Origin of the sequence: Pollutimonas subterranea (assembly GCF_002849655.1) — a bacterium.
GTDB classification, from domain to species: domain Bacteria; phylum Pseudomonadota; class Gammaproteobacteria; order Burkholderiales; family Burkholderiaceae_B; genus Pollutimonas; species Pollutimonas subterranea.
In genome coordinates this window covers 1-12,689 of sequence record NZ_PDNW01000008.1, presented here as the reverse complement: position 1 = coordinate 12,689, position 12,689 = coordinate 1, and the positions used below count along the sequence as shown (strand labels likewise).

10 protein-coding genes are annotated in these 12,689 nt (G+C 59.2%); 8 read left to right on the top strand and 2 right to left on the bottom strand.

The genetic code is table 11. The annotated features are described in order from the left end of the window. Positions 1–128 precede the first annotated feature (128 nt). The 5 genes from CR159_RS10640 (at position 129) to CR159_RS10620 (ending at position 7,137) form a co-directional block, all read left to right on the top strand. A complete protein-coding gene (locus tag CR159_RS10640; RefSeq protein WP_102073939.1) occupies positions 129–1,127 on the top strand; it encodes a TAXI family TRAP transporter solute-binding subunit in 999 nt (332 codons plus the stop codon). Between the two features lie 78 nt (positions 1,128–1,205). Then, a complete protein-coding gene (locus tag CR159_RS10635; RefSeq protein ID WP_102073938.1) occupies positions 1,206–3,836 on the top strand; it encodes a TRAP transporter permease in 2,631 nt (876 codons plus the stop codon). 23 nt (positions 3,837–3,859) lie between these two features. Beyond that, on the top strand, positions 3,860–5,062 hold the full coding sequence (locus CR159_RS10630) for a glycine C-acetyltransferase (RefSeq protein WP_102073937.1): 1,203 nt from the start codon (positions 3,860–3,862) through the stop codon (positions 5,060–5,062). 89 nt (positions 5,063–5,151) lie between these two features. Beyond that, positions 5,152–6,180 (top strand): L-threonine 3-dehydrogenase, encoded by a 1,029-nt coding sequence (tdh, locus tag CR159_RS10625; protein WP_102073936.1) that lies wholly within the window; start codon positions 5,152–5,154, stop codon positions 6,178–6,180. A 3-nt stretch (positions 6,181–6,183) separates the two neighbouring features. After that, complete coding sequence (locus CR159_RS10620) at positions 6,184–7,137, top strand: pseudouridine synthase (RefSeq protein ID WP_233208262.1); 954 nt, start codon at positions 6,184–6,186, stop codon at positions 7,135–7,137. A 40-nt stretch (positions 7,138–7,177) separates the two neighbouring features. Here CR159_RS10620 and CR159_RS10615 read toward each other — a convergent pair whose 3' ends face one another. Together CR159_RS10615 and CR159_RS10610 are read right to left on the bottom strand one after the other, a co-directional pair. After that, positions 7,178–8,167 (bottom strand): type II asparaginase, encoded by a 990-nt coding sequence (locus CR159_RS10615; RefSeq protein ID WP_199173290.1) that lies wholly within the window; start codon positions 8,165–8,167, stop codon positions 7,178–7,180. Between the two features lie 89 nt (positions 8,168–8,256). Then, a complete protein-coding gene (locus CR159_RS10610; RefSeq protein ID WP_102073933.1) occupies positions 8,257–9,762 on the bottom strand; it encodes an RNA polymerase factor sigma-54 in 1,506 nt (501 codons plus the stop codon). Positions 9,763–10,121: 359 nt separating this feature from the next. On the opposite strand from CR159_RS10610, the gene CR159_RS10605 reads away from it, so the two are divergent. The 3 genes from CR159_RS10605 to CR159_RS10595 are packed head-to-tail and all read left to right on the top strand — an operon-like array spanning position 10,122 to position 12,579. Beyond that, positions 10,122–10,706: a BON domain-containing protein gene (locus CR159_RS10605; protein ID WP_233208261.1), complete on the top strand. Its 585-nt coding sequence runs from the start codon at positions 10,122–10,124 to the stop codon at positions 10,704–10,706. Between the two features lie 22 nt (positions 10,707–10,728). Then, positions 10,729–12,015 (top strand): glycosyltransferase family 4 protein, encoded by a 1,287-nt coding sequence (locus tag CR159_RS10600; RefSeq protein WP_102073931.1) that lies wholly within the window; start codon positions 10,729–10,731, stop codon positions 12,013–12,015. A gap of 48 nt (positions 12,016–12,063) precedes the next feature. Then, a complete protein-coding gene (locus CR159_RS10595; RefSeq protein ID WP_102073930.1) occupies positions 12,064–12,579 on the top strand; it encodes an SDR family NAD(P)-dependent oxidoreductase in 516 nt (171 codons plus the stop codon). The last annotated feature ends 110 nt before the right edge of the window (positions 12,580–12,689 follow it).

The window sequence follows — 12,689 nt, the reverse complement described above, 5'->3', positions numbered from 1 at the left end:
GGAACACTAGCCAACAGGGGTAGCATGTGCCTTTTATCCCTGGCCGCACAATTTCCTGCTGCCATCGGTAAACGAATGCGGGTCGGAAGTTGTTCCAACCAAATCATAAAGTCCAACAGGAGAAGAAAATGGGGTCGTTTTTTACTGTCTCTTTCAGCAAACGGCTGGCATTGACTGCCAGTGCTGCCGCCATGTTTGCAGCCTTGGCGGCGCCGTTGCCCGCTGCCGCCCAACAGAAGTTCGTCAGCATTGGCACCGGTGGCGTAACGGGTGTCTATTACGCTGCCGGCGGCGCAATCTGCAGGCTGGTCAATAAAGATCGCAAGGAAAACGGTACACGTTGCTCTGTGGAGTCCACGGGTGGCTCGGTATTCAACATCAATACCATCAAGGCCGGCGAGCTCGACCTCGGCGTGGTGCAGTCCGATGTCGGCTATAACGCCTACAAGGGCGAAGGACAGTTCAAGGACGCGGGCGCCTTCGAGAAATTGCGCTCGGTATTCTCGATCCACCCCGAACCGTTTACGGTCGTGGCGCGCAAAGAAGCCAATATCAAGTCTTTCGACGATTTCAAGGGCAAACGCTTCAACGTTGGCAATCCTGGTTCGGGAACCCGGGCCTCCATGGAGCAATTCCTGAAAGCCAAGGGCGTAGACCTGAGCTTTTTCTCGCTGGCATCGGAATTGCGTCCCGATGAGCACGGTCCAGCGTTGTGCGACGGCAAGATCGACGGCTTCATGTACGGAGTCGGCCATCCATCGGCCAACATCCAGGACCCCACCACCACGTGTGGCGCACAACTGGTTTCCTTGACCGGCCCGGTGGTCGACAAGCTGGTCGCCGACTTCCCTTACTACGCGAAGGCGACAATTCCAGCGGGTTTGTATCCCAACAATCCGCAGGAAACGAACACTTACGGCGTGCTGGCCACATTCGTCACGTCGGCCGATGTGCCTGAAGAGACCGTTTACCTTGTCGTGAAAGCCGTATTCGAGAACTTCGAAGACTTCAAGAAACTGCATCCTGCGCTCGCGAATCTGAACGCCAAGGACATGGCAAAGAATGGCTTGTCGGCTCCACTGCACCCCGGTGCTGAAAAGTACTTCAAGGAAAAAGGATTGCTGTAAGATTTACAGCGCGTACTTTTAGATAGAAAAGGGCGCCCACTTGGGCGCCCTTATGGCTACACCCGACGGAATAACAGCATGACTAGCATAGCCACACCGGACCCCGATCAAACGAATGCGAAACTCGAGCAGTTAGTTGCCGATGTTGACCGCGGCGGACGTACGGTGGGCGGATTTACCGGCGCAGTAATTTTTATCGGCGCTGTCTTGTGGTCCTTGTTCCAGCTCTGGTATGCGTCACCGCTGCCTTTCGCCTTTAATTTCGGCATTCTCAATGATACCGAGGCACGTGCCCTGCATTTGGGCATCGCCATGTTCCTGGGCTACCTGGCTTATCCGGCGCGCAAAAGCTCGCCGCGCGACCATATGCCCTGGTACGACTGGGTTCTTGCCCTGGTCGCCGGATTCTGCGGCGCCTATCTTTTCTTTTTCTATAGAGAGCTCGCAACGAGACCCGGTATTCCCACCACAATGGATATTACGGTCGCCGCCATCGGGCTGGTACTGCTGCTGGAAGTCACGCGGCGTTCATTGGGTGCGCCCATGGCAGTACTGGGCGCCATCTTCATTCTTTATGTCTTCCTCGGTCCGTGGCTGCCCGATGCCTTGTCGCACCGCGGTGCATCGCTGGAGCGCATGGTGTCGCACATGTGGCTCACCACCGAAGGCGTCTACGGCGTTGCCCTGGGCGTATCGGTTTCATATATTTTTATTTTTGTATTGCTGGGCTCCTTGCTGGATCGTTGTGGGGCCGGCAACTACATGATGCAGGTTTCCTTTGCGATGTTGGGCCATTTGCGCGGCGGGCCGGCAAAGGTCGCGGTGGTGTCCTCGGCTGTCAACGGACTGGTATCCGCCTCGTCGGTGGCCAACGTGGTGACAGGCGGGATCTTTACCATTCCACTCATGAAAAAGGCAGGTTATGGTGGGGTCCGTGCGGGCGCCATCGAAACGGCGTCGTCGGTGAATGGACAGATCATGCCTCCCGTGATGGGTGCGGCGGCGTTCCTGATGATCGAGTATGTGGGCATTCCCTATACCGATATCATCCGCCACGCCTTGCTGCCCGCAAGTATTTCCTACATTGCCCTGTTCTATATCGTTCATCTTGAGGCGTTGGCACTCGGCCTCAAGCCCATGATGTCGGCGGGCAAGCCGCGCACCTTGCTGCAGAAGCTTGCCGGGTGGGGCATGGGCATTGCCGGTTCCTTGATCGTCATGGGATTGGTGTACTGGATAGGCGTGGGCGTCCAGGCGGTTGCCGGCGACGCCGCCATGGGAATACTGACCGCTCTGTTAATCGCATTGTATGTATGGTTGCTGCGGATTGCCGCCAGCCATCCCGACCTTCCCACCGAGATCAACATTACCAACCCGATCAAGCCGGAAACCTGGCCTACGGTACGGGCGGGCCTGTATTTCCTGATACCTATCGGTATTCTGGTCTGGTGCCTGTCGGTGGAACAATTGTCCGCGGGCCTTTCGGCATTCTGGGCGGTCGTGTCCATGGTGCTGCAAATGCTGACGCAGCGGCCATTGATCGCCTGGTTCCGCAAGCAGGCCGTCGCACCGGCAATCAGCGTGGGCGTGTCTGACACGGTAAATGGACTCCAGGATGGTGCGCGCAATATGGTTGGTATCGCCATTGCCTGCGGTACGGCAGGTCTTATTGTCGGCGCCATCACACTGACCGGCCTGGGCTTGCGTATGACAGCCTTCGTCGAGATGGTGTCGATGGGCAATGTGCTGGTGATGCTCATCTTTACCGCAGCAGTATGTCTGGTTTTGGGCTTGGGCATGCCCACGACGGCCAACTATATCCTGATGGCAAGCCTGATGGCGCCGGTGGTGGTCGAGCTCGGCGCACAAAGCGGCATCGTGATTCCGCTGATTGCCGTGCACATGTTCGTTTTTTATTATGGGATCATGGCGGACATTACGCCGCCGGTCGGGCTGGCGACCTTTGCCGCCGCGGCCATATCGGGCGAAGATCCGCTCAAGACCGGCATCCAGGGGGTCAAGTATGCCATGCGCACGGCTGTACTGCCGTTCATGTTCATCTTTAACCCTCTGCTGCTGTTGATTGATGTAGAAGGCTGGTTCGAGCTGGTGCTGGTCGTAGGCGGCGCCACGCTTGCGTCACTCGTTTTCGCCGCCGCCACCATGAGGTGGATGCGCGTCAAATGCAGTTGGGTGGAAGTGGTGTTGCTGCTCGTGGTCACCTTCGCGCTGTTCAGGCCGGGCTGGTTCATGGACTACGTATCGCCCAAGTACGAGACGCGCCCGGCAAGCGAGTTGCTTCAGGTTGCTGCCGCCATGCCGGACAAAGGTAGGCTGATTGCGGTGATCGAAGGCATGACGCTTGAGGGCGACGACTTGCAGAAGACCGTTGCCGTGCCGTTGCCGGCATTGCCCGAAGGCAGCACGGCCCAGGGTAACGCAGCCGGCATGCAGAGGCTTACTGCGGCGGGCCTGACGGTAATGGCGCTGGGAGACCAGGCGCAAATCGCGTCTGTACGATTTGGTAGCCAGGCGCGTCGTGCGGGCTGGGAGCAGGGTTGGAACATTAGCGAGATCAAGATTCCCAACCCGTCCAGGCCCTCCGAATTCTGGTTCTATATTCCCGCCCTCCTGATTCTTGCCTTCATCTGGGTCGCGCAGGGTCGCAGGTCACGCAGCCAAGTCACCCGGGGGCCTGTCGCCACTTAGTGAAAGTCTTTACAGGAACACCTATGTCCGATTCCTTTCTCGATCATGTGCAGCGGCAGATTACGCAACTGCGCGCCGACGGCTTCTACAAAGCCGAACGCATCATGGCAAGTCCGCAATCGGCTCAGGTGCAACTTGCCGACGGTCCGCAGGTGCTGAATTTCTGCGCCAATAACTATCTGGGCCTCGCCGATGACAAGCGCCTTATTCAGGCCGCCAAGCAGGGCTTGGACGCAGCGGGTTTCGGGCTGGCGTCAGTGCGATTCATATGCGGCACCCAAACCGGCCACAAGCAACTAGAAGAGGCGCTGGCGGGTTTCCTTCGGATGGGCGACGCAATACTGTATTCCAGTTGCTTCGACGCCAACGGCGGGCTGTTCGAGGTGCTGCTGGATGAAAACGATGCGGTCATCAGCGACGCCTTGAATCATGCAAGCATCATCGATGGCGTTCGCTTGTGCAAGGCAAAGCGTTATCGCTACGCGAACAACGACATGGCCGATCTGCGCGCCCAACTGCAGGCTGCCGATGCAGCGGGCGCGCGTCATAAGCTGATCGCCACGGATGGCGTATTTTCCATGGACGGGGTCATTGCCGACCTGAGGTCCATCTGCGACCTGGCTGACGAATTCGGCGCACAGGTCATGGTCGACGATTCGCACGCCGTAGGTTTCATTGGCGAGCATGGCAGGGGCACACCGGAATATTGCGGTGTTGAAGGGCGGGTGCATATTCTTACCGGTACCTTGGGCAAAGCCCTGGGTGGCGCATCCGGCGGCTATGTTGCGGCTCACCGGTCGGTTGTCGAGCTATTGCGGCAGCGCTCGCGGCCTTATCTGTTCTCGAACACGCTCGCGCCGGCGATCGTGGAAGCATCCCTGTGCGTGCTGGAACTGCTGCAAAGCGATGAGGGCCGCGACTTGCGTCATAGCGTTCGTGAAAATGGGCAGCGGTTTCGCGCGGCGATGTCCGCGGCGGGCTTCGACCTGGTGCCGGGCGAGCATCCGATTATCCCGGTAATGTTGGGCGATGCCGCCCTGGCAAGCCGAATGGCCGACGAGCTTTTGCTCGAGGGCGTCTATGTCATCGGGTTCTCGTATCCCGTCGTGCCCAAGGGACAGGCGCGTATCCGCACCCAGATGAGTGCGGCCCACACCACGGAACAAATCGATAAAGCGGTGGAGGCGTTCCAGCGCGTCGGCCGCCGCCTTGGTGTCATAGCTTGACAGGCAGTACCTGAGGGCGGTCAACATTTATATGTCGATCGGTGTGGCGGGCTTTTATAATCGAGCCTTACGCCTACCTGGAGCACGCCATGCGAGCACTCGCTAAACTGGAACCTGCCGTCGGCTTGACGCTTACCGACGTTCAGCGGCCTGTCGTTGGGCATAACGATGTCCTGATAAAGATACGCAAAACGGCGATCTGCGGTACCGACATCCACATCTGGAAATGGGACGACTGGGCGAGCAAGACCATACCGGTTCCCATGCATGTCGGCCACGAATACGTGGGCGAAATCGTGGAGATCGGGCAGGAGGTTCAGGGCTTCGCCATCGGCGACCGGGTATCGGGCGAAGGACACATCACTTGCGGCTTCTGCCGTAATTGCCGCGCCGGCAGGCGGCACCTGTGTCGCAACACATCCGGAGTCGGGGTCGACAGGCCAGGCGCTTTTGCCGACTACCTGGCCATTCCGGCGTTCAACGCATTCAAGATACCGGACGATGTTTCCGACGAACTCGCCGCTATTTTTGACCCCTTCGGCAATGCCGCGCATACCGCCCTGGCCTTCAATCTGGTGGGCGAAGATGTGCTCATTACCGGCGCAGGGCCCATCGGCGCCATGGCCGCAGCCATTGCTCGCCATGTAGGCGCGCGCAATGTGGTCATCACCGACGTCAATGATTATCGGCTTGATCTTGCCCGCAAAATGGGCGCCACGCGCACGGTGAATGTCGCCAAGGAAAGCCTGCCGGACGTCATGGCCGAGCTGCATATGGCGGAAGGGTTCGACGTCGGCATGGAGATGTCCGGCGTACCCAGCGCCTTCAGTTCCATGCTGGATCAAATGAATCACGGCGGCAAGATTGCAATGCTCGGGATATTGCCCGCGGGATTCGGCATAGACTGGAACAAAGTCATCTTCAAGGGTCTGGAGATCAAGGGTATATATGGCCGTGAGATGTTCGAGACCTGGTACAAGATGGTGGCCATGTTGCAAAGCGGACTGGACCTATCCCCGGTCATCACGCATCACTTTTCCGTCACCGATTACCGCGCCGGGTTCGACACCATGCTTTCAGGCCAGAGCGGCAAGGTCATCCTCGACTGGGCCGCGTAGAACTTGAAAAAAACCCAGCGTAGTGAAATGACGCGCAATGCGCCTTTGCCGGTACGCCGGGGCGTTGCGCCCAGCCGCGTGCACCTGCCGGCGGGGACCTGGCCGACGTTGCTGGACTTTATGCTGGAACGCTTCAAGCACATTCCTGCGGACATCCTGCGCAAGCGTCTGGAACGCGGCGACATCGTGGACCAGGATGGCGTGGTCCAGACACTCGCCAGCCCCTATCGCCCGTTGCGCTGGCTTTGGTATTACCGTGAAGTGCCGCAAGAAGAGTCCGTGCCGTTCGACCTTCCGGTGTTGTTCCGCGATGATCACTTGGTGGTGGCCGACAAGCCGCATTTCCTCGCCAGTACGCCAGGCGGCCGTTATCTGCGGGAGACGGCGCTCATACGCCTGCGCAGCCAGCTCGATCTGCCTTTGCTGAGCCCACTGCACCGCTTGGACAGGGATACCGCCGGAATCCTGCTGTTTTGTGTCGATCCACAATATCGGGGCGCCTATCAGTCGCTGTTCCAGGACCGCGAGGTGCAAAAAGAATATGAAGCAGTAGCCCCGCTGCGTGGGGATCTGAACCTGCCGAAGGTGTACCGCAGCCGGCTGGAACCGCGTACCGGTCACTTCACGATGCATGAGGCGCCTGGCACCGCCAATAGTGAAACCCAGATCGAATTGATCGGGAAGATTTCGCATCGGGAAGGGCTGGGGCATTATCGGCTAAGGCCTCATACGGGACGCAAGCATCAGTTGCGGGTGCACTTGAGCGCACTGGGCATTCCGATTTGCAATGATGGCTTCTATCCCGATCTCCTGGCCTACGCCGACACGGACGACTATAGCCGTCCGTTGCAGCTACTTGCGCGTGCCATCGAGTTCCGGGATCCCTACAGTGGCGGCTTGCGGCGCTTTGAAAGCATGCGCCGCCTGGCCTTCGTGGACGACCCGGGCCCTCTATAGCATGCAGGGCCTACGGCATGGCCGCAGACCCGCCGGACGATCAGTACTGATCAAAATAAGACTGGATTGTTTTCGGGTCGCGCGTCTTGCCCAATGCCAGCATCAACAATATCCGGGCCTTTTGGGGATTCAGGGAGTTGCCCGATACCAGTCGCAGTTTGTCATCCGCATCGCTCTCAGAGACGACACCCGCGCCAACACGCGAGGATCGCACGCACACCACATTGCTCCTGGCGGCCAGCCGCGCCCCTTTTTTTACCGTCGTGGAGACGCTTCCGTTGCCCGTGGCCGCAATGACGATACCTTGCGCACCCGCCTTGATCGATGCTTCATAAAGATGCACGCCGGCGTCTTGATGATCGTAGATGATGTCCACCCATGGAAGCGATTTGACGCCGGCCACGTCGAAGTCGCTTTGGGTCGTATGCCGGGTCGTCGGTGTCTGGAAGATATGGATCTTGCCGTTATGGACCTGCCCGAGGTAGCCCTGATCGGGGGAACGGAAGGTATCAAGCTGGGTGCTATGGGTTTTGCTGGTGTAGCGTGCGGCGGAAATTCGGTCGTTCAGCATGACAAGAACGCCGTGTCCTTGAGCCTGCTTGCTGGCAGCCAGCAAGACGGCATTGAACAGGTTCAGCGGCCCGTCCGCGCTGATCGCCGAGCCCGGACGCATGGCGCCCACCACGACCACCGGTTTACGGCTTTTGATGGTGAGGTTCAGGAAATAAGCCGTCTCTTCCAGTGTGTCCGTTCCGTGTGTGATCACCACGCCGTCGACGGCGGGATCAGACAATTCCTTGTTGACTCTGCCCGCGAGTTTCAGCAGCATCTTGTTGGTGATTGCATGGCTTTCGACATTGAAGACCTGGCTGCATCGCAGCCTCGCCAGCGCGTTGATTTCCGGTACGGCAGTCAGGAGCGAATCGATGCCTTGTGTGACGGTGTAGTCGGTCAGTGTGGTCGTGCCAGGTGCCGTGGCGGCAATGGTGCCGCCCGTTCCCAGCAGCACGATACCCGGAAGAGAAGGCATGGTCATTTTTCATACGCGTCGGCAAAGTTGCCGCATTATCCCGCAGCATCGGTGTCATGGCAATGCTGGACGGGATGGGGCGGCGTGCCCTAGGGCTGGGGATAACTTGGCCGGCGACGCAGATCGGCAGGCGGGCATTTTATCTGGGCGCGGTACTTCGATACCGTGCGCCGTGCCACCACTACGCCTTCGCGCGCCAGTTTACGCGCCAGGACCACGTCCGATAATGGCTCCTTGGGGTCTTCGGCATCGATCATTTCCTGAATCAGGGCCCGCACGGCAACGGCCGAGCAGGTACCGCCCGATTGCGTGGCGAGCTCGCGCGAGAAGAAGGATTTGAACTCATAGATGCCGCGCGGAGAAGCCAGATACTTGTTGCTGGTGGCGCGGGAAATCGTCGACTCGTGCATGCCCAGTTCGTCCGCGATTTCGCTCAGCATCATGGGACGCAGTGCAATTTCGCCATAGTCGAAAAATGTCTGCTGGCGAGCCACGATGGCCTGTGCGACGAGTTGTATGGTGCTCTTGCGCTGCTCCAGGCTGCGCATTAGCCAGCGTGCTTCTTGCAGCGCCTGGGCCATCAGCGAGCGGTCGCCGTAGCGGCTCTGGCGAAAGAGCTGCGCATAGGCACTGTTCAGGCGGGCACGCGGCGTCGCCTCTTCATTCGACGTGGCAACCCAGAGGCGGCCTACCTTGCGTACGATGGCATCCGGTATCACGTAGCACGACGGATCCACCGCCGAGTACTGGCCGCCGGGGCGCGGCGAGAGCGTCCGTATCAGCACGCAGGCTTCCTGGATGTTCTCTTCAGTGCAGGAAAGTGCCTTGGCCAGGCCCGCATAGTCGCAGCGACCCAGTCTCTCGATGGCGTCGGCCACAATGCGCAAGGCGATTGCCTTGCCCGGCGCATGGTCCGGCAGGGCCTTTAATTGCAGGGTGAGGCACTCCGAAAGGTTGCGAGCCGCCAGGCCGGGCTGGCCCAGCTGCTGCACGAGGCGCAGGGCGATCTCCCATTCCTCGTCGCTGGCAGGGTGCGAGAATTCCTGAGCACTGGCCAACTCGGAAAAAGGCACGCGCAAATAGCCGTCATCGTCGAGGGCTTCGATGATGTACTCGGTCAAATAGCGTTCCCGCTCGTTCAGCTGGTAGCTGCACAGATCGGCACGCAGCGATTCCTGAAGGCTGCCGGTGCTGCGCGCCCATTGGCCTACATCGCTGTCTGGCTGATCGGAGTTGCGCTGAGTGGGATAGTCGCCGGAGTAGGCCGGTGCGTCAGCCAGGCTGCTTGCAAGATATTCCGTTTCCGGCGCAGCCGCCTCGCTTCCAGCATCCGTGTCGACATACTGCTCCATGGCGGGCGCGGCCTCGTTATCAGCAAACGCTGGTGCGTCGTCAAAGCCATGTTCTGCCTTTCCGGATTTTTCTTCGGAACCGGATTCTTCAGGCTCTTCAAGAAACGGGTTGTTCGCAATCGCCTCCGCCACTTCGCGGCTGAAATCCAGTGTGGACATCTGCAGGAGCTTGACGGACTGTTGCAGTCGGGGAGTGAGGCTGGTCTGCTGGCGCGCTTGCAGCTCGTAGGTGATCTGGGTCAATTGACGTCTCCTTCATTAGTTGGAACCTTTTGAGCTATCCAGATGAATACACGCAATGGTCGTGCCAGGTCGTGTAAGCAGAAAATTCAGTACGTATCGATGTTGTAAAGGTCCGGCGATCATTGTTAAACGGGCCTTTCGCCCTAGCGTTGGGAAGCCCGAATTTGAATGTTCGACGGGTGTCGATCCGTTTCAGTTGCCGGCCGGCCGTCCAAATTACCGATACGTGTAAGAACTTCCCGGCCCGCTGACTCGCAATAGACGCGCATGCTCGTCCCGCGGCACACAGTTTGCTGTCATGGATCGCTATCGACGCTTGTGCTAGCAAACGTATTTCCAATATGTGTAAGGAGTCTGTGATGACGAACGACGATCGACGAAACCGGCAACCCTCCAAGGGTCGAGAGAGCGATTGGCAAGGGCCTGGATCCGGCGACGAGAGACACGGTACACGACGAAGCGCGGGCGTGCATGCCACGGAACAGGGCGAGCAGCTGCGCAGTCGCAGCGCTGATCCGGGACAAAGCAGCTATGGCGGGTTTGCGAACGAGGATCCGCGCTTTCAGCGTCAGCAGATTGAGCATTTCGAAGGCGGACGCGGGTACGGTGGAAACCACCAAGGTTCGCAGGGCGGCCAGCAACAGGGCTGGCGCAACGAGCGTCAGCAACATGTTTACGGACGCCAGCGTATTCAACCTAAAGGCTATACGCGTTCCGACGAGCGTATCCGCGAAGACGTATGCGAAAGGCTGAGTCATAGCGGTCTCGATGTATCCGAGGTGTCGGTGAATGTGGCGGAGGCCAAAGTGACGCTCGAAGGCACGGTAAAGGACCGGCGCATCAAGCATTCCATCGAGGACTGCGCCGAGGATTGCACAGGCGTCGTTGATGTCGATAACCGCATTACCGTACAGCGCGATGAGACGGGCGGCTACGTGCGTTGACATAACAATAATGGAGAGCATCATGCGAAGAGTTGCGATTGTCAGCGAGCATGCGTCGCCAATTGCGCAGGCTGGAAGCGTGGATAGCGGTGGACAGAACGTTTATGTAGCCCAAGTGGCGCGCCAACTGGCCGCACAGGGGTATGCCGTTGATGTCTTCACCCGGTTGGATAATGCGCAGCTGCCGCGCGAACTGGAGTGGGGCAAGGGATTGAGAATAATTCATGTCCCTGCCGGACCAGCGCGCTACCTTCCCAAGGAAGACATGTTGCCTTACATGGATCAGTTTGGTGAGTTCATGCTTGGTTATTTTGGCAAATGCAGCCATTCGTACGATCTGATCCATGCCAACTTCTTTATGTCGGCCATGGCCGCGCTGCCGGTGGCGCGCCAATTCGGAATTCCTTTGGCCGTCACCTTCCATGCCTTGGGACGCGTGCGCCGCCAGCATCAGGCCGAAGCCGACAAATTCCCTGATTCCCGCTTTGAGATCGAAGATGGAATCGTTCGTTCGGCTGACCGGATCATTGCCGAGTGCCCACAAGACCGGCGTGATCTTATCGAGCTGTACGGCGCGGATCCGGACCATATCAGCATGGTTCCTTGCGGATTTGATCCGCAGGAAATGTGGCCCATGGAGCGGGAACCTGTTCGCGCCTCATTGGGATGGGACCCGAACGCCTTCTACATTTTGCAGCTCGGGCGCATGGTGCCCAGAAAAGGCGTCGATAACGTCATTCGCGGCCTGAGCCGACTGCGCAAGCAATACTCGGTGGATGCCCGCCTGTGCATCGTGGGGGGCAACACCACGGCACCCTCGGAGGAATCGACGCCGGAACTGGCGCGCCTTAAATCCATCGCACGGGAAGAGGGCGTTTTGGATTTCGTGGAATTCACCGGACGGCGCGGCCGCAGTCAGCTGCGCCGCTACTACTGCGCCAGCGATGTGTTTGCGACAACACCCTGGTATGAGCCGTTTGGCATTACCCCCGTCGAAGCAATGGCGTGCGCGCGGCCCGTGGTGGGGTCCGACACGGGTGGCATCCGCTATACCGTCGTAGATGGTGTGACTGGTTTCCTGGTCCCGCCCAAAGATCCCGATGCGCTGGCGGAACGCCTGGCGCGCCTGGCGCTCGATCGCGGCCTGTCGGCTCGTATGGGCAAGGCCGGAGCTCAACGTGCCGATCAGCTATTTAGCTGGCGCTGCGTGGGTACACAGTTGGCGAACGTGTTTGAAGGCTTGTACGAAAGCTCGATGGCGCCAGTGCCCGCACGGCACTGGGGCGCTGAAACCCGCCTCACCGCCTGACACCAAACCACAGATGAAACTCGAATAACAACCCGATAGAGGAAGCACATGGATGCCTATGATTACCAGACCGTGGCTGGACGCTCCGTCCTGGTCACCGGAGCGGGACGCGGCCTAGGTGCAGCAATATGCGAAACGCTGGCGGCTGAAGGGGCGCATATTGTTGTAACGGATATCAATGAGTCGTCGGCGAAGGCGGTTGCTGAGCGCATCAATGCGGCGTCAGGCAGGGCTTGCGCTTTCCAGCTTGATGTCGGTGACGAAGACCAGGTTCGCCGGGTGCTGGATGGCGGCGTTACTTTGTTCGGCCGTCTGGACGCTATTGTGAATAACGCCGGGATCGATGTAACGCTAAGCATACGTGAGCTGGCGACGTCGGACTGGGATCGGGTCATGCGCACGAACCTGACGGGTCCGTTTTTGTTGGCCAAATATGGGCTCGAACATCTGGCGCCGGGCGGGCACATCATCAATATTGCGTCGACGGCCGCGCGTCGGGCCTGGCCCAACGCCAGCGTTTATCACGCCAGCAAGTGGGGCCTAATGGGAATGGCACTTACTTAGGCCGCTGCGGGCGCCCGTAGCGAATGATGTCGTCGCGCGCGAGGTCACGCGGCTTCTTCAGCCATGGGTAGGATTTTGGCCTTCGTTTTCGCTGTCGCGGCTCGATGCGG